Genomic DNA, 16,891 nt, shown 5'->3' with positions numbered 1-16,891 from the left:
CACAACGACCTGCACGAAACACACAACTCGGTGTGCGCGAGAGCGTGACTCGCGAGGGTCAGGGGGCGATGCGGCCTGTGGTGCCGTCGAGGTACTCCACCAGTGCGAAGGCTGCCTTGGCCTCCGGGAGCTGGGCCGCCTGGGCGGACTTCAGCGTGTCCTCCGATGGCCAGTGCCACAGGTCCATCCACGTCTCCTCGTCCACGCGGGTGAGGATGGTGCGCAGCGGGCCGCCGCCGTGCGGTCGTGTCGCCTCGATCAGCGCCGTTCTGCGGTCGCGCATCTCCTGCTCCTGATCCGGGCTGACCTTGAACCGGACCACGTTCACGATCTCCATGACTCTCCTCCGTTGGCGTGCGTTGTACGCTTACCGCCATCGTACGCGTACCTTGTACGCCTTCGCCAGCTGATCGCGGCGCCCGCCACCGTCAGCGCCGCCGCCACGAGGTACAGGGAGCGGGTGCCCATGGTCAGCGCGGCACCTCCCAGCCAGCCCGCGACCGCGGCCGCCACCTGGTACGCGGACGCGTTGACCGCGATCGCCAGCGTCGGGGCCCCGCCTGCGGCCGACAGGACCCGCGCCTGCATGCCCGGGACGACCGCGAAACCCAGCGCGCCCACCACGAACACGAGCACTGCCGTCGCCGCGGCGCTTTCCGCCACCACCCACAGGAGGACCAGCGCGGCCGCCAGTGCACCCAGCAACGCGGGCAACGACGTGCGCGGTGCGCGGTCCGCCAGGCGCCCGCCTGCCAGGTTGCCCACCGCCGCGCCGGCCCCGTAGACCAGCAACAGCACCGGCACCGCCCCGGCCGCGACGCCCGCGACCGCCGTGACCAGCGGCGCGAAGTACGTGAACACCACCAGCAGGCCGACGTTCCCGACCGCGGTCACCGCGATCGCGCGCCACACCGGCGGCAGGCGGAACACCCCGAGTTCCGCGGTCGCCGACGCCGGGGCGCCCGCCGTGGCGGGCACCAGCGCCGGGATGAGCACGAGGCCGGCCGCGCAGCACACCGCGATCGCCGCGAACGTGGCGCGCCAGCCCCAGCGGTCGCCGATCAGCGTGCCCAGCGGCGCACCGAGCACCATCGCGAGGTTCATGCCGAGGACCAGTCGTGCCACCGCCGACGCCTGCCGGTCCGCGGGCGCGGCCGTCGCCACGATCACGATCGCGTTGGCGAAGAACGTGGCCGTCACCAGCGCCGTGATCACCCGGGCCGCGAACAGCACCGCGTAGGACGGCGCCACCGCCGAGGCGGCGTTGCCCGCCACCGCGACCGCCAGCAACACCACGATCAGGGGTTTGCGCGGGTAGCGGGCGGTGAGCGCGGTCAGCAGCGGGCCGCCGGCGATCATGCCGATGGCGTACGCCGTGACCAGCAGGCCGGCCGACGGGATCGAGACGTCGAGGCCGTCGGCCACCGCCGGGAGGATGCCCGCGAGGACGAACTCGCCGGTCGTGATGCCGAAGACGCAGAGCATGAGCACAGGCAGCATTGTTTACCGTCCAGTACAGAATGTGGCCACGACAAAGAACTACAGGGCCGCGAGGGCGCCCTCCACGACGTCGAGCAGGGCCGCGCGGTCGTCGGTGACCTTCGCGAGTGCGCGCAGGCCGTAGTAGGTGCTCTGGAACATGCGGGCCACCTGGTGCGCGGGCCGGTCCGCGCGCAGCTCCCCCGCCCGCTGCCCGGCCTCGACGACGTCGGTCAGCGCGTGTTCGAGGTCGAGGAACTGGCGGCGCACCAACGCGGGCACCTCGCCGTCCCGCCCGCTCACCTCGATGGCGGCGTTCAGCGCGAGGCAGCCGCGACGGCCGGGGTCGGCCAGGTCCGCGTCGACGACGCCGACCATCATCTCCCGCAGCCGCTCCTTCACCGGGCCGGGCCGCGCGAGCATCTCGAGCTGCCTCGCCGCCCAGGTCTCGGCGTACCGGCGCACCGCCTCCTCGTACAGGCGGTGCTTGCTGCCGAAGGCGTTGTAGAGGCTGCCGCGCCCGAGTCCCGTGCGCTCACACAGGTCCTGGGTCGTGGTCGCCTCGTAACCCTTCTCCCAGAACAACTCCATGGCGGCGTCGACCACAGCGCTGTCGCTGAACTCCCTCGGCCGTCCTGCCATGGCGCCACGTTAGCCAGTTCTGTACCAACCGGTCAAGAAGGAGTCCCGGGGTCCGTGCACGACCCCGGGGACCTCGTGCCGCGAATCGCTACCCGGTCACCTTGAACCGCGGGTCGATCGCCAGCGCGGCCAGCTCCTCCGGCGTGAACGGCAGCTCGGCCAGCGCCGGGTGGTCGGTGAAGCCGAAGTCGAGCGACTGTGCGATGTACACGATCGTGCCGTCGTCGTAGCGGTAGGCGGCGACCTGGTCGACGTGCTCCTGGTGGGCGTCGGCGACATCGGCTACGGCCACCTTCTTGCCGTCGACCACCAGCTCGCGGCACTCGCCCTCGAGCCCCCACATCGTCGGCAGTGCGCACCCGGACACCTGCTCGGTCACGGTGCTGACCTCGGCGATCACCTCGCCGACGCCGTTGCCCTTCGTCGCGGGCGTGTACGCCGAGTACGACCACCGCTCGACCCCGTCGAACTTGCCGTCGTAGTTCGCCTGGTTGCGCTTCAGCTCGGCGCCCGCGAGCTCGCCGTTGCCCACGAGGTCGCCCGGCGTGCCGAAGCCCGCGTCCGCCAGCACCTCGTCCAGCACGACCGTCAGCTCGGCGCCCCGTTCGTAGTGCGGGCCGGACCGCTGCGTGCGGTCGGTCATCCCGGGCGGCAGCGTCTCCTCCGTGTCCTTCCCCGCGGCCGACCCGGAGGCCGGCGCGTTGGCCGACGACCCGGCGACCTCCTCGGTGGTGGTCGGCGGCGGCGCCGGCTTGCCGCCGACCTGGACACCGCTGCCGTCCGACTTGGACGGTGCCACGAGCACCACCCCGACCGCGATGGCCGCGACCACCGCCGCGGTACCGGCGGACGCCCACAACGTGCGGCGCCTGCGGCGGTCGCGGTAGGCCGCCTCCAGGACCGGCGCGTCACTCATCGGCGGGGGTGGGTTCACGGCGTCCATGGTCGTCCGCAGCGCCTCTCTGAAGTCGTGCTCGCTCATGCGTTTCTCCCTGCTCGGTCCGTGGTCAGAAGGGGGTGGGCACCAGGTGGCGCATCGCGTCGAGGCCGCGGGCGGTCTGGCTCTTCACGGTGCCGACGGAGCACCGCAGGACCTTCGCCGTGTCCTCGACCGACATGTCCTCCCAGAACCGCAGCACGAGCGTCGCGCGCTGGCGGGCGGGGAGGTCGGCGAGAGCACGGACCAGCACCAGCCGGTCCTCGACCCCGCCCGCTTCCCGGGCGGCGTGGTCGGGGTGGTCGGCGCTCGGCTCCTCGCGGTACCGGAACCCGCTCCGGGTCTCGTCGAGGAACGTGCGCACCAGGATCTGGCGCGTGTAGGCGTCCAGCTTCTCGTGCGCGGCGACCCGGTGCCAGGCACGGAACAGCTTCACGAACGCGATCTGCACCAGGTCCTCGGCGCGGTGCCAGTCGCCGCACAGCAGGAACGCCGTGCCGCGCATGGTCCCCGACCTGCTCGCGAAATACGCCGCGAACTCCTCGTCTCGATTGGTCATGGCCCCCTCCACGGTGAATTCACGGGATAGTCACGTGAGGTCCCCCGCGACAGGTTGCACCGTCCGGTGAACTCGTGTCAGCCGGTCGGGAAGCACTGCGCCGGGGTCACCCCGACCTCGCGGCGGAACGCGGCGATGAACGCGCTCGTCGTGCCGTAGCCGACCTGCCGCCCCACCACCGCCACCGGTTCCCCCGCGGCCAGCAGCTCCAGCGCGGCACGCACCCGGAGCCTGGTCCGCCACCGGCCGAGCCCGACGCCGGTCTCCGCGACGAACAACCGCGACAGCGTGCGTTCGCTCGCGCCGACCGCACGCGCCCACGCGGCGGTGTCGCGGTCGTCGGCGGGGTCGGCGGCGAGCGCGTCGGCGACACGGCGTGCGCGGTCGTCCCCGGGCCACGTCAGGTCGACCGACGCGACCGAGGCCGGGGTGAGCACGTCGAACAGCACGGCCTCGGCGCGGCCGCGGGCGTCGTCGGTCAGGTCCGGGTCGGACAGGTGCCCGACGAGCGCGGCGAACATGGGCGACGCGGCGAGCACGGTCGGTTCGGTCCACAGTGCGGGGCAGCGGTCGGGGTACAGGTAGAGGCTGTGCATCTCGGCGGTCGACGCGGCCGCGGTCGTGTGCGGGACGACGGCGGGGATGAACAGCGCACGGCTCGGCGGGAGCACCCACGTCGTGTCGGCGACGCCGACGGTGACCACCCCGCTGCGGGCCCACACGAGCTGGTGCGTGGGGTGGGCGTGCGTGATGAAGCGGTGCCCGCGCGCGAGCGCGAACCGCCCGACGAGCGCGGCGCCCATCGGTGGTTCGAGGAGCCCGTACGGATGACCGAAACGCGACACGGCTTGTCAGAGTACGTGCTTTCGGCCGTGCCGGGCGGGGTCCTAGCGTCGGTCGCATGCCGATGAACGTCATTCACCGCCGGATCTGCCAGTCGGACGGCTGGGCAACGAGGATGCGCTCGCAGGTGCTGCCGTGGGCGACCCGCGACGTGCCGCTGACCGGCAAGGTGCTGGAACTGGGGCCGGGTTACGGGATCACGACACGCTGGCTCACCGAGCACGGCGGCGAGCTGACCGCGGTGGAGGTCGATCCCGCACTGGCAGGCGGCCTGCGGCAGCGGTTCCCGGACGTGGACGTGCGGGAAGGCGACGCGGCCGACCTGCCGTTCGACGACGAGACGTTCGACGCGGTCGTGTGCTTCACGATGCTGCACCACGTGCCGTCGCCGGAACACCAGGACCGGCTCTTCGCGGAGGCGGCGCGGGTGCTGCGGCCGGGCGGGGTGTTCGCGGGATCGGACAGCGTGGTGAGCCTGCGGTTCCGGCTGGTCCACATCGGGGACACGATGGTGCCGGTGGACCCGGGCACCATGCCGGACCGCTTGCGCCGCAACGGTTTCGCGGACGCGGCCACACACTCGGGCGGCCGGTCGTTCCGCTTCACCGCCACGCGGTGACAGGTTCGAGGCGACAGCGCACCGGTTGCGGGCCTCACCACTGGGGGTGCTCACGTGATTGCGTCGTCCACCTCTGCTGACGCCCCGCGACCTTCAGGCGCGGATCTGCTACGCGGTTCAGATCGTTTCCTTCCAAGGTCATGGCCTCCGCTTCGCAGGGGCGTCGGCCGGCGCGGGGGTCGTACCGGCGGGTGGTGCTGACGCTGGTGGCATTGCGGTGCCGGGCGGATGGGGATCGCGTCAATCCGGGTGAATGTTGTGGAGGTAGGGCGGTTCCGGAGGCGGTGTCGTTGGTCTCGCCGTGCACGGGCTTACGGAACGGGATGATCACCGCTGGGACGACGTGGTAGCCACCGTCGGGGATCACGGCCGACATCGGTGGGTGGTCGGCCCGGCTACAGGTCCAGGCGGTAGGTGATCAGGTCCACGCCGGGGACTGGGCTCCAGTCCGCTTCCGGGGTGCGGTGGAAGCCCAGGCGTTCGTACAAGCGATGGGCCACGACCATGTTCTGCGAGCTGCTGAGCGTCACCGCGCGCAGTCCGAGTTCCTCGGCGCGCTCGATCACGCGGCGGGTGAGCGCCTCGCCCACGCCCCGGCCGCGGGCCGCGGGTGACACGGCCAGCATCCGGAACTCCAGCTCGTCCTGGCCCGACACCTGTGCCCACGGCGAGCCGGGTGGTGCGACGGTGACCGTGCCCAGCACGGTGTCCGCGTCGTCCACGGCCACCCACAGCTCTGCCTGCTCCGCGCGTGGGCGGGCGTCCGCCAGTTTCAGTGCGTACTCGCCGGAGGTCTCGAAGCCGTCCGCGTGGTAGGCGTTGATCGTCAGCTCGCCGACCGCGCCCAGCTCGTCCTCGCGGGCGAGCCGGATCGTCACCTCACTCATCCGTTCCCTCTTCCCCCACCTGCGCCACGTCCCGTGCCGCGTCCGGGCCCTGCTCGAGCAGGACGCGGAAGCCGTCCTCGTCCAGTACCGGGACCTTCAGCTGCACGGCCTTGTCGTACTTGGCTCCGGGTGCGTCGCCGACGACCACGAACGCGGTCTTCTTCGACACCGAACCCGACGCCTTGCCGCCGCGGGCCATGATCGCCTCCTTGGCCTCGTCGCGGGAGAAGGTCTGGAGGCTGCCGGTCACCACGATCGACATGCCCTCGAGGTTGCGCTCGATCGAGGTGTCGCGCTCCTCCGCCATGCGCACGCCCGCGCGCTGCCACTTCTCGACGATCTCGCGGCGCCAGTCGGTCGCGAACCACTCCCGCAACGCCGTCACGATCGTCGGGCCGACGCCCTCCGCCTGGGCGAGCTCCTCCTCGGACGCGTCCATGATGCGGGGCAGCGAACCGAACTCCAGCGCCAGTGCGCGGGCCGCGGTCGGGCCGACGTGCCGGATCGACAGCGCCACCAGCACGCGCCACAGTGGACGGTCCTTCACGGTGGCCAGGTTCTGCAACAGCTTCTGGCCGTTCGCCGACAGCGCGCCCGCCTTCGTGCGGAACAGCTCCACCCGCAGCAGCTTCTCCTCGTCGAGGTCGAACAGGTCGCCCTCGTCGGCCAGCACGCCTGCGTCGACCAGCGCGGCCGCCGCCTCGTAGCCGAGCACCTCGATGTCCAGCGCCGACCGGCCGGCGATGTAGGAGAGCCGTTCCTTGCGCTGTGCCGGGCAGAACTGGGCGTTGGGGCACCGGATGTCGGCGTCGCCCTCCTTCTCGTACGCCAGCTTCGAGCCGCAGGCCGGGCAGTGGATCGGCATCTCGAACTCGCGCGCGTCCGCGGGCCGGGCGTCCATCACCGGCCCGAGCACCTCGGGGATCACGTCGCCCGCCTTGCGGATCACCACGCGGTCACCGATCAGGACGCCCTTGCGCTTGACCTCACTGGCGTTGTGCAACGTGGCCATGGCGACCGTCGAGCCCGCGACCTTCACCGGCTCCATCACGGCGAACGGCGTGACGCGGCCGGTGCGGCCGACGTTGACCTGGATGTCCAGCAGCGTGGTGGTGGCCTCCTCCGGCGGGTACTTGTAGGCGATCGCCCAGCGCGGCGCGCGCGACGTGCTGCCGAGCCTGCGCTGCTTGGCGACCTCGTCGACCTTGATCACGATGCCGTCGATCTCGTGCTCGACGTCGTGGCGGTGCGCGCCCCAGTACTCGATGTGCGCGAACAGCTCGTCGCGGCTGTCGACGACCTTCGTGTGCGCCGACACCGGCAGGCCCCACGCCGCCAGCGCCTGGTACGCCTCGGACTGGCGGGCCGGCTCGAAGCCCTCGCGCTTGCCGAGGCCGTGGCAGATCAGCTTCAGCTTGCGGCTCGCGGTGACCTTGGGGTCCTTCTGCCGCAGCGAACCCGCCGCCGTGTTGCGCGGGTTGGCGAACGCGGGCTTGCCCGCCTCGACGAGCTTCGCGTTCAGCTCCGCGAAGTCCTCGACGCGGAAGTACACCTCACCGCGGACCTCGACGAGCTTGGGCACCGGGAACTCGTCGGTGCCGGTGAGCTGCGTCGGCACGTCCGCCAGCGTGCGGATGTTCAGCGTGACGTCCTCACCGGTCCGCCCGTCGCCCCGGGTGAGGCCGCGGACGAGGCGGCCGTCCTCGTACAGGAGGTTGATGGCGAGGCCGTCGATCTTCAGCTCGCAGATGTAGGAGGTGTGCCCCAGCTCCTTCTCCACCCGGTCCACCCACGCGCCGAGTTCGTCGGCGTCGAAGGTGTTGTCGAGGCTGAGCATGCGCTCGAGGTGGTCGACGGCCTTGAACTCCGTGGAGAACGTGCCGCCCACCTGCTGGCTCGGCGAGTCCGGCGTGACCAGGCCGGGGTGCGCCTCCTCGATGGCCAGCAGCTCGTGCCACAGCGCGTCGAACTCGCCGTCGGAGATGGTCGGCGAGTCGAGCACGTAGTAGCGGAAGCGGTGCCCGTTGATCTCCTCGGACAGCGCCTCGTGGCGCTCGCGCACCTCCGACGGCACGTCCTCGACGCCTTCGGCCTTCACAGTTTCCTCTGCGCTGCTCACGGGGGCAGACTAGCCGGGACCACCGACATTTTCGGCCTCGTCGAGATCGCGCACGAGCGTCCGGAGTTCGAGTAACCCGATCGTGTCAGCGGGCTCGGTCGTGGCGGTCTCCACGCGCCGCAGCCGCTGCGCCGCGAGCCGTTCCCCCAGTGCCGCGTCGAGCGGGAGGTAGGTCATGGCGTCGCGGGCCGCGGCGTCGAGCGCGCCCATCTCCGGGTGGTAGACGGCCACGTCGACCACGGCCCCGTCGACCTGCGCGACCACCCTGACGTCCTTCAGGGGGATGCGGTGTGCGCCCAGGTTCACGGTGACCTGCGTCGGGTCCGGGACGGGCGGGACCGAGTCGTGGTACTCCCAGATCGCGTCGTCGGGCGGCGCCGCCGCGCGCCACGCGTCGGTGTAGGGACGCAGCCGCGGGTCCTCCTGCCCGCTCAGCACGAGCGCGTAGATCGCCTTCTGCCCGCGTTCGAGGGAGAAGTGCAGGTCGGGGTGCAGCTCGGCGACGAGGTCGCACAGCTGGTTCTCGATCCGCTGCGGCTCCCGGTCCCCCAGCGCCGCCGCCACCTCGGGCAGCATCTCGAACCACCCGCACCAGAAGCGCTCGGCGAGCGCCGCGGGGTCCGGCCGCCCGACCGGCGCCCGCGCCTCCTTGCGGCGGAAGAACCTCACGGCTTCAACCCCTCCAGCAGGACCGACAGCATCCGCTCCCGGCTCGCCTCGTCGGCGTTCCTCGCGGCGGCGCCGATGCCGTGGGAGAGCCGCATCAGGTCGACGGCGTCCACGTCCGGGCGCACCGCCCCGACCGCCTGGGCGGGCTCGAGCAGGTCCCATGCCGCGCCCCGCAGCTTCTGCTTGCAGTACTGGAAGGTCTCCGAGTCCTCGTCGATGGCCGCCTTCAGCGCCGCGGCGAGGCCTGCCCGCTCGATGTGGAAGCGGATCAGCTCGCGGAACCACTCGCGGACGGCGTCCTCGGCGGACAGCTCCTTGGCGAGCGCGCCCGCCAGGTCGGCGATCTCCTCGATCTCGCTGCGGTAGACGGCCTCGATGAGCACGTCGCGGTTCGGGAAGTGCCGGTAGAGGGTGCCCGCGCCCACCCCGGCGCGCTTGACGACGTCGTCGAGCGGCGCGTCGATGCCCTGCTCGAAGAACACCTCGCGCGCGGTCGCCACGATCCGCTCGTAGTTGCGGCGTGCGTCGGCGCGCATCGTCAGCCTTCCATCCGGAGAGATTCTCCGGTTACTCTTGCGCAGCCGGAGACGCTCTCCATATGCTAACGCGGTCTAATCGGAGAGTCTCTCCACTTAGGGGTGTTCCTTGACCGCACAAACCATGGCCAGGCCCGTCGCGGCCCGGCCGGGTGTCGCGCTGGCGCTGATCCTCACGTGCCAGCTCATGCTCATGCTCGACGTCACCGTGATGAACGTGGCGCTGCCCCGCATCCGCGCCGACCTCGGCTTCACACCGGCCGGGCTGTCGTGGGTGATGAACGCGTACACGCTGGTGTTCGGCGGGTTGCTGCTGCTCGGCGGCAGGCTCGGCGACCTGTTCGGCCGGCGGCGCGTGTTCCTGATCGGCGTCGGGGTCTTCACCGTCGCCTCGCTCGCGGGCGGCCTCGCCGACTCGGCGTGGCTGCTCATCGTCGCGCGGATCGTGCAGGGCCTCGGCGCCGCGGCGGCGGGTCCGAGCACGATCGCACTGCTCACCAGCACGTTCACCGAGGCGAAGGCCCGGGTGCGGGCCCTGTCGTTGTTCTCGGCGATGGCCTCCTCCGGGTTCGCCATCGGGCTGATCCTCGGCGGGCTGCTGACCGAATGGCTGACGTGGCGGTCGGTCATGTTCATCAACGTGCCGTTCGGGGCGGTCGTGCTCGCGTTCGGCACGCGGTACATCGCCGAGCCCGCACGGCATCCCGCCCGCCTCGACGTGCCCGGCGCGGTGCTCGCGACCGCGGGCGCCGGGTCGCTGGTGTTCGGGTTCATCCGCGCCGCCGAGGCCGGGTGGGGTGCGGCGTCGGCGGTGTGGCCCGTGGTCGCCGGGGTGCTGCTGCTCGTCGCGTTCGTGGGGCGACAGGCCTTCGGCGAGCACCCGATGCTGCCGCTGCGGCTGTTCGCCGACCGCAACCGCGCGGCCGGGTACGCGAACTTCTTCCTCGGGCCGCTGTCGATGATGTCCGCGTTCTTCTTCCTCACCCAGTTCCTGCAGGAGATCAGCGGGTACGGGGCGCTGACCACCGGGTTCGCGTTCCTGCCGATGGCGGCGGGCATCTTCGCGCTGTCCCGGCTGGTGCCCCGGCTCCTGCCGCGCTTCGGGCCGAAGGCGCTCGCGGTGACCGGCACGCTGCTGATGTCGGCCGGGCTGTGGTGGCTGACGGGGCTGTCGGCCGGTTCCGGTTACGTGCCGGACGTCCTCGGCCCGATGCTGCTGATGGGCGTCGGCGGCGGGCTCGCGTTCGCACCGCTCAACGTGGTGATCATGTCGACCGTGCCGCCCGCCGACGCGGGGGCCGCGGGCGGCGCGCTGCAGACCATGCAGCAGATCGGGTCGACGCTCGGGCTGGCCGTGCTGGTGACGGTGGCCGGGTCGGCGTCCCGCGGGCACGCGGGGACGGACGCGCTGGTGACGGGGATGACCGCCGCGTTCAGCGTGTCGGCGCTGGTCGCGCTGCTGACGTTCGCGGTGGCGTTGACGTTCCGGCGGGCGTGAGCGCCACGATGTAGGCGTGCACGTGGTCTGGGGCGTCATCCGGCGGCGGGCGGTCATCCTGGCGGTGACCGTCGAGCCCGACGGGTTCACGGTGTCGGGGTCGCCCGACGACGCCGGGTTCGTGCCCGCGCGCGACATCGTGGGGATCCAGCGGGGAGAACGGCACCTCGGCGGCGGGTACGTGCTGCGGGTCGAGCACACGGCGACCGGGGTGCCGTCGCCCGTCGGGCTGGTGCTGAGGCGCGGGCACCCGGTCCGGGCCGCGGTCGAGGGGTTGCGGCCGGAACTGGTGACCGGGCCGATGCCGCCGCCGTGGTGGCGGTCGGTCGTCACCGTCGCGGTGGCGGTCGTGGTCCTGGTCGTGGTGCTCGGGCTGGTCCTGTTCTGACGGCGATCCAGGCAGAATGACGGCATGTCACGCGTGCTCACCGTTGCCGCCGGACTCATCGCGGCCGTGCTGTTCGCCCTCCTCATGACCGGGCTGCGCGACGAGCCACTGCTCCGCGTGGCCTTCATGCCCGCGATCCTGGTCCTGGTGCTGTGGCGGGCGATCCCCGAAATGCTGCTGGGGCCCGCCGACCCGGCCCTGCCGCCCGCGGCGTCCGCGCGGGCCCGGGCGACCACGCCGGGGTTCGTCGGCGGGCGCCGGACGCGGCTGACGGTGAGCGTGCACCCGGACCGGATCGTGGTGGGACTGCCGTTCCTCGGCCGGCGGACGATCATGGCGGACCAGCTCACCGGTGTGACCGTCGAACCGTCCGGCGCGGTGCGCGTCGACCACGTCGCGGGCACCTTGCGGTCGGCGCCCATCCGGCTGCCGCTGCCCGCGGGCAGCCCGCTGCACGACGCCCTGACGTGGTTCGCGGCCAACCGGCCCGCGCTCCCGGCGCCGACCCGGGCGCCGGGCTGGTGGACGTTCCTGCGCGTGTGGGGCCTGGTCGCCGGCGTCGAGGGCGTCGCGATCGGCGTCTACCTGGTCGTGCGCGGCGACCAGTTCGGCGTGATGGCCATTCTCGCGTCGATCGTCGCCGGGTCGGTGGTGTGGACGATGGCGGCCGGGCGGTGGCCGCTGTCCTGGTCCACCGCGGGCCGCTGACCTACCAGGACTCGGGCGGTTCGACGAACGCCTTGCCCAGGTCGCGGGTGAGCTCCATGGCTCGGCGGGCCCAGGCCGCGGTGGCACCGGCGAGGCCGCACGCCGGGGTCGGCACCGCACGTTCCGCCAGCAGGCCGCGCGGGAAACCCAGGCGGTCCACCAGTTCCAGCGCGGGCCGGGCCACGTCGTGCAGCGCCGGCGGGCGGTTCGGTTCGGTGCTCGGGACCAGGCCGAGGAAGAACACGCAGCCGTCGTCCCACGCCTCGCCCAGCTGGTCGGCGAACACGGCGGGCATGCCGTCGAGGAGGGTGGCGTCCAGGGAGATCGCGTCGGCGCCCGCCGAGCGGAACAGGGCGACCGGGGGCCGCGGGGCACAGCAGTGGACGACCACCGGCTGGTCCGTCGCCGCGCGCGCCGCGTCGACCAGGGTGCGGAGGACCTCGCGGGCGTCCGGTTCGGCGACGGCCGGGACCGTGCTCAGGCCCGACGGGGTCGGCAGGGAACCCGCCAGCACCGCGGGGATGGACGGCTCGTCGAACTGGACGACCACCTCGGCGCCCGTGCGCTTGCGGACCTCGGTGACGTGCCTCGTCAGCCCCTCGGCAAGGGACTCGGTGAAGTCCCGCAGTGCGCCCTGGTCGGTCATCACGCGGTGGCCGCGGGGCAGCTCGATCTCCGACGTGAGCGTCCACGGACCCGCCAGCTGCACCTTCACCAGCGACGGCGTGGCGGACTCGGCCGCCTCCTCGAAGGCGTCCAGGTCGCGGCGGAGGTGGTCGACGGCCGTGCGGTGGTCGCCGCCGGGGCGGGCGGTCACCCGGTACGCCGAGGGCACCACCTCGACGGCGAGGTCGACCAGCAGCGCGGCGGTCCGGCCGATCATGTCCGCCCCGAGACCGCGTTTCGGCAGTTCGGGCAGGTGCGGCAAGCCGGGCAGCTCGCCGACGACGACGGCCGCGGCCTCTACCGGGTCGGTGCCCGGCATCGAGCCGACAGCGGTTGCGGTAGCGGGTGGGAACGTCACGGGCACAGTCTGGCCCATGACCACGGCCCGGAGGCAGTGACCTGCCGGCCGGACGCGACAACGGGTCGTGCCCGGGCGGTGGGGACTCCCACTGCCCGGGCACCGGCCCGTCCGGCTACGCGTTCACCCGCGGCTTCCCCGCGTGGCGGCGAACACCTGCAGAGCACCGAGGGCGAGCACGACCACCGACAGCGCGACCAGCAGCACCGAGCCGAGCGTGGTCAGCTCGCCCAGCCCCGCCAGCTCGACGACGAAGCCGTCCACGGCGCAGACGATGTTGACGATGCCGACCGCGATCGTCGCGCGGCGGTTGACCACCGGGCGGAAGCCGAGGAACAGCACGAGCGCGCCCCAGGCGACGAAGAACAACCCGGCGCCGAGCAGCACGCCCGTGGGGATGCCGAACGGCTCGTCGAGGACGCCGGCGAGTGCGGTGAGCAGGACGCCGCTCGGGAGGGTGGCGAACCCGTCGAGCAGCACGGCCTCGCGGAGCAGCTTCGGGGTCGCGGTGGGAGCGGTGCGGGTGGCGGTCATGGTGGCCTCCGTGTGGTCGTCGTTGGTGACGCCACCGAAGGTCGCCCGGCGGGCACTGCCAGTGCCACGCCAAGAGCTGCCAACTACTGCCAACCGCAGGTCAGGAGGGGGAAACCGGTGCGCGCAACTCAGCCGCGACGATCTTGGCGGCGGCCGCCTGCCAGTTGTGGAGGGTGCGTTCCGGGACCTGGTCGACGAACCAGGCGAGCGCGCGGCGGGCCACCGGGTCGAGCTCGGTGACCTTCGTGCGCACGCTGTACGGGCGGACGCCGACGACGTAGTAGAAGTACAGCGCGTTGTAGTGGCGCCACTCCTCCGAGGTGCCGAAGTCGCCGTCCGCGGGCTTGAGCCGGGTGATCGTCTCGAGCAACAGCGCCTTCAGCTCCGTCGCGCGCGCCCGCGGCGCGTCCGGGACGCCGCGCGCGGCGAGCCTGCCGGTGATCACCGGCAGTGCCGCGAGCGGGCTGGACGCGAGCTTGCCGAGGTCGCCGTAGTGCGACAGCGCGCGGCGGGTGAGGCGGGTGAACTCCGCGTCGTCGACGCCGAACAGCGGCGCGGGTGCGCGGCGCGGCAGCGCGGCGGCGACCTCGCGCAGTTCGGTGCGTTCCTGGCGCAGGTCCGGCGCGTCGCGGAAGGCGAACCGGTCGGCGAGCGCGTTGATCGGCCTGGCCAGCACCTGCACGGTGATCGCGGCCGCCACGACGCCGTACAGGAGCAGGTCCAGCGGGCGGTCGACGAGCAGGGCGGCGAACGCGACCTGGCTGCCGAACAGGACCGCGACCCCGCCCGCGACGAGCAGCGACCACACCATGTCGCGGCGGATCGCCTCGCCCTCGTCGAACGCGTCGAGCACCGCGACGCAGCCGCCGAGCAGCAGCAGGTCGAGGCCGATGCCGGCGAGCATGAGGGTCCTCGGCAGGTCGTCGAGGAAGCCGAGCAGGACGAGCCCGGAACCGAGGCCGAACAGCAGCAGCGCCGCCACCAGCACGCCGAGGCCCGTGCCGAGCCGGGCGCGGCGGCGCAGCAGCAGCGCGAGCGCCCAGAACAGCGGGAGCACCACGAGCCCGGCCAGCGGCCGGAACAACGCGCTCGCGAGCGCGACCGCGAGCGACGCCGGGAACACGACGCGGAACCACTGGCGATCAACCTCGGCCGGTTCGGGCAGCAGCCCGATCAGCACGCCCGTCCACAGCACGGCCGGAACGCACAGCAGCACGACGTGCCCGCGCTCGTCGAGGAACGGCTGGTCCGCGGCGAGCGCGAGCCCGTACGCGAGGAGGCCGAGACCGGCGCGGCGCAGGACGGGCTTGCGGGGGTCGCGCGCGAGCAGGTACAGGCCCAGCCACCAGGCGAACCCGAACGCCACGACCGTCAGCACGCCGCCACCTCTCCCTCGTTTACGGTGGGGTTCATGCTGTCAGACATGCCCGACGTGGCGGCTGCCGCGAGCCGCATCGCCGCCTACGCCCGGCGCACCCCGATCATGCGCGCCGAGGTCGACGGGCGGCCGGTGGTGCTGAAACTCGAGCACCTCCAGCGGACCGGGTCGTTCAAGGTGCGGGGTGCGCTGAACGCGTTGCTCGGCGCCCCTGCGCGGCCCGAGCGCGTGGTGACGGCGTCCGGCGGCAACCACGGGCTGGCGGTGGCGACCGCGGCGGCACTGCTCGACCTGCCCGCGACGGTGTACACGCCGGAGTCCGTGCCCGCCGCGAAGGCCCGCCGGATCGAGGCGACGGGCGCGAAGCTGATCCGCCACGGCGCGACGTACGCGGAGGCCGCGGCGGCGGCGACCGCGGTGCCGGACGCGCTGTACGTGCCCGCGTACGACCACCCGCTGGTGATCGCCGGCCAGGGCACGTGCGCGGCGGAGGCGGTGGCGGACGCACCCGACGTGGACGCGCTGGTGGTGGCGGTCGGCGGTGGCGGGCTCGCGTCGGGCACCGTGCTCGGCGCCGGTGGCAGGCACGTGGTCGCGGTCGAACCCGAGGGCTGCCAGGCGCTGCACGACGCGCTCGCGGCCGGGCGGCCGGTGGACTCGCCCGTCGGCGGCGTCGCGAAGTCGGCGCTGGGCGCGACCCAGGTGGGCGCGGTGCCGTTCGCGATCCTGCGGTCGGTCACGTCGGTGCTGGTGTCCGACCGGGAGATCCTCAGCGCACGGGACCGGCTGTGGGAGGAGTTCCGCCTGGCCGTCGAACCCGCGGGCGCGGTGCCGTTCGCCGCGTGGCTCGCGGGCGCGGTCCCGGGCGAACTGTCGTGCCTGATCCTGTGCGGAGCCAACACGGACTGGCTCCCGGCCGACTGACGTCGTCCGGCCGCGCCGCGCCGGTTCGCCCCGATCGCCGAACGCGGCCCGGTCGTGGGGAACGCGGGGATCGTTCGCCGGTTCGGCCACGCCCCGGGCGGCGGCCGACTAAGATCCTTCTCGTTCATCGCGAGGGGGATCTTCCATGTCGAACGTTCGGCTCCCGGATCGGACCGTGCGCGGAACCGTTGTGGTGGCGCGGTTCCGGCCGGCCCGGCCGGTGCTCTGGATCGTCGTGTGTGCCGGGCTGATGGCCGCGATGGTCGCGGGCGTCCTCGGCGGCGAACTCGCCGAGGACGGCGGCGCCATGCTCGGGGTGCTCGCCGTGCTGTGGGTCGTCGCGCTCGGGTTTGTGTTGTGGCGCTGGGTGGTGCCGCGGCTGACGCGGATGTCGCGCAGCGGCTGGGCCGCGTTCGCGGTCGACCCGTACGGGATCTACCTCGGCGCCGAGCCGGGGAAGGAGCCCGCTTTCGTGCCGTGGCAACAGGTCGCGGGTGTGGTGCTGCGCGAGTGGCACACCGGCGACGAGAGCCGCAAGCGCCACCGCGCCGTCGGCGTGGCGACGCGCGACGCGGCGATGCCCATCGGCCCGGTGCAGCTCTCCCCGCGCGACCTCGACCACCGCGTGACCGTGCTGCTCCCGATGAAGGACTGGCACACCGACGAACACACCCTGGCGACCGCCATCGCGTCCGTCGCGCCGGGCGTGCCCGTGGTCCGGCACGACCGCGGCTGACGTTCCGCCGGGACCGCACCCCTGATCGGAGACTCGGAGCACGAGCCGCGGGCTCACCACAAGCCGGCCGAGGGAGCCGCGGACCCACGCGCTCGCAGCCGCCTGAACGGTGGAATCGGCTCTCCGTACGCCTCTCGCAGCTCGCGCAACTAGCGGTGGTCGTGCGCCCAACGGGCCTGGAGGAGCTGCGCGATTCGCCTGCTCTTGCCGCAGCGTTCATGGGTGCTGAAACGGACATGTGCCGCCTGCCTGCTGACGCCCAGCGTCTCTCCGATGTCTGCCCACGAGTGGCTGTGTTTTCGCGCCAGTTCCACTTCGAGGCTGCTGTTGGCCTCGCTGCCGGCGCCGGCGGCGTGGCGATGGTGTTCTTCAGGCTCCCCGACCTTCTCTTTATGCTGGTCGCAGCTTGAT

At 72.7% G+C, this 16,891-nt stretch carries 20 protein-coding genes; 7 read left to right on the top strand and 13 right to left on the bottom strand.

Annotated elements, in window-relative coordinates; genetic code table 11:
• Positions 1–58: 58 nt before the first annotated feature.
• The 6 genes from ACYQ77_RS09850 to ACYQ77_RS09825 form a co-directional block, all read right to left on the bottom strand.
• Positions 59–337, bottom strand: coding sequence for a hypothetical protein (locus ACYQ77_RS09850; RefSeq protein ID WP_459709609.1), 279 nt, complete (start codon positions 335–337; stop codon positions 59–61).
• Positions 325–1,485: an MFS transporter gene (locus tag ACYQ77_RS09845; RefSeq protein WP_459709779.1), complete on the bottom strand. Its 1,161-nt coding sequence runs from the start codon at positions 1,483–1,485 to the stop codon at positions 325–327. The genes ACYQ77_RS09850 and ACYQ77_RS09845 overlap by 13 nt, the downstream gene beginning before the upstream one ends.
• Positions 1,486–1,539: 54 nt before the next feature.
• Positions 1,540–2,121 (bottom strand): TetR/AcrR family transcriptional regulator, encoded by a 582-nt coding sequence (locus ACYQ77_RS09840; protein ID WP_459709607.1) that lies wholly within the window; start codon positions 2,119–2,121, stop codon positions 1,540–1,542.
• Positions 2,122–2,209: 88 nt separating this feature from the next.
• Complete coding sequence (locus ACYQ77_RS09835) at positions 2,210–3,103, bottom strand: hypothetical protein (protein ID WP_459709605.1); 894 nt, start codon at positions 3,101–3,103, stop codon at positions 2,210–2,212.
• 25 nt (positions 3,104–3,128) lie between these two features.
• Positions 3,129–3,617: a SigE family RNA polymerase sigma factor gene (locus ACYQ77_RS09830; RefSeq protein ID WP_459709604.1), complete on the bottom strand. Its 489-nt coding sequence runs from the start codon at positions 3,615–3,617 to the stop codon at positions 3,129–3,131.
• A 77-nt stretch (positions 3,618–3,694) separates the two neighbouring features.
• On the bottom strand, positions 3,695–4,462 hold the full coding sequence (locus ACYQ77_RS09825; protein ID WP_459709603.1) for an AraC family transcriptional regulator: 768 nt from the start codon (positions 4,460–4,462) through the stop codon (positions 3,695–3,697).
• 56 nt (positions 4,463–4,518) lie between these two features.
• Here ACYQ77_RS09825 and ACYQ77_RS09820 point away from each other — a divergent pair, with 56 nt between their 5' ends.
• Positions 4,519–5,079, top strand: a complete 561-nt coding sequence (locus tag ACYQ77_RS09820) for a class I SAM-dependent methyltransferase (RefSeq protein WP_459709601.1) — start codon at positions 4,519–4,521, stop codon at positions 5,077–5,079.
• A 395-nt stretch (positions 5,080–5,474) separates the two neighbouring features.
• On the opposite strand, the gene ACYQ77_RS09815 is transcribed toward ACYQ77_RS09820, so the two are convergent.
• The 4 genes from ACYQ77_RS09815 to ACYQ77_RS09800 are packed head-to-tail and all read right to left on the bottom strand — an operon-like array spanning position 5,475 to position 9,290.
• Positions 5,475–5,966, bottom strand: coding sequence for a GNAT family N-acetyltransferase (locus ACYQ77_RS09815; protein ID WP_459709599.1), 492 nt, complete (start codon positions 5,964–5,966; stop codon positions 5,475–5,477).
• Positions 5,959–8,085, bottom strand: coding sequence for an NAD-dependent DNA ligase LigA (ligA, locus tag ACYQ77_RS09810; protein ID WP_459709597.1), 2,127 nt, complete (start codon positions 8,083–8,085; stop codon positions 5,959–5,961). The genes ACYQ77_RS09815 and ligA overlap by 8 nt, the downstream gene beginning before the upstream one ends.
• A 9-nt stretch (positions 8,086–8,094) precedes the next feature.
• The gene (locus ACYQ77_RS09805) at positions 8,095–8,754 is read right to left on the bottom strand and encodes a hypothetical protein (RefSeq protein ID WP_459709595.1); all 660 of its coding nucleotides are present in this window, start codon (positions 8,752–8,754) and stop codon (positions 8,095–8,097) included.
• On the bottom strand, positions 8,751–9,290 hold the full coding sequence (locus ACYQ77_RS09800) for a TetR/AcrR family transcriptional regulator (RefSeq protein WP_459709593.1): 540 nt from the start codon (positions 9,288–9,290) through the stop codon (positions 8,751–8,753). Before ACYQ77_RS09800 ends, ACYQ77_RS09805 begins: the two co-directional genes overlap by 4 nt.
• A 124-nt stretch (positions 9,291–9,414) precedes the next feature.
• On the opposite strand from ACYQ77_RS09800, the gene ACYQ77_RS09795 reads away from it, so the two are divergent.
• Genes ACYQ77_RS09795 through ACYQ77_RS09785 form a run of 3 tightly spaced genes read left to right on the top strand, consistent with a single transcriptional unit; the run spans position 9,415 to position 11,884 of the window.
• Positions 9,415–10,788, top strand: coding sequence for an MFS transporter (locus ACYQ77_RS09795; RefSeq protein ID WP_459709592.1), 1,374 nt, complete (start codon positions 9,415–9,417; stop codon positions 10,786–10,788).
• A 16-nt stretch (positions 10,789–10,804) separates the two neighbouring features.
• Positions 10,805–11,176: a hypothetical protein gene (locus ACYQ77_RS09790; RefSeq protein ID WP_459709590.1), complete on the top strand. Its 372-nt coding sequence runs from the start codon at positions 10,805–10,807 to the stop codon at positions 11,174–11,176.
• A gap of 24 nt (positions 11,177–11,200) precedes the next feature.
• Entirely contained in the window at positions 11,201–11,884 is a 684-nt protein-coding gene (locus ACYQ77_RS09785) for a hypothetical protein (RefSeq protein WP_459709588.1), read from the top strand.
• 1 nt (position 11,885) lies between these two features.
• Here the strand turns inward: ACYQ77_RS09785 and ACYQ77_RS09780 are convergent, their stop codons facing one another.
• From ACYQ77_RS09780 to ACYQ77_RS09770, 3 genes are all read right to left on the bottom strand, one after another.
• Complete coding sequence (locus ACYQ77_RS09780; RefSeq protein WP_459709586.1) at positions 11,886–12,926, bottom strand: methionine synthase; 1,041 nt, start codon at positions 12,924–12,926, stop codon at positions 11,886–11,888.
• 105 nt (positions 12,927–13,031) lie between these two features.
• Positions 13,032–13,442, bottom strand: a complete 411-nt coding sequence (locus ACYQ77_RS09775; protein WP_459709584.1) for a hypothetical protein — start codon at positions 13,440–13,442, stop codon at positions 13,032–13,034.
• A gap of 100 nt (positions 13,443–13,542) precedes the next feature.
• Positions 13,543–14,820 carry a hypothetical protein gene (locus tag ACYQ77_RS09770; RefSeq protein ID WP_459709582.1) on the bottom strand — a complete coding sequence of 426 codons (1,278 nt, stop codon included), beginning with the start codon at positions 14,818–14,820 and terminating at the stop codon, positions 13,543–13,545.
• A gap of 33 nt (positions 14,821–14,853) precedes the next feature.
• Between ACYQ77_RS09770 and ACYQ77_RS09765 the strand changes: the two genes are divergently transcribed.
• From ACYQ77_RS09765 to ACYQ77_RS09755, 3 genes are all read left to right on the top strand, one after another.
• Positions 14,854–15,744: a serine/threonine dehydratase gene (locus ACYQ77_RS09765; RefSeq protein WP_459709580.1), complete on the top strand. Its 891-nt coding sequence runs from the start codon at positions 14,854–14,856 to the stop codon at positions 15,742–15,744.
• 175 nt (positions 15,745–15,919) lie between these two features.
• A complete protein-coding gene (locus ACYQ77_RS09760) occupies positions 15,920–16,480 on the top strand; it encodes a hypothetical protein (protein ID WP_459709578.1) in 561 nt (186 codons plus the stop codon).
• Positions 16,481–16,635: 155 nt separating this feature from the next.
• Positions 16,636–16,890, top strand: coding sequence for a hypothetical protein (locus tag ACYQ77_RS09755; protein ID WP_459709577.1), 255 nt, complete (start codon positions 16,636–16,638; stop codon positions 16,888–16,890).
• Position 16,891: the final 1 nt, after the last annotated feature.

It is taken from the genome of Actinophytocola sp. KF-1 (genome assembly GCF_054661535.1).
This window is presented reverse-complemented; position numbering and strand designations above follow the sequence as displayed.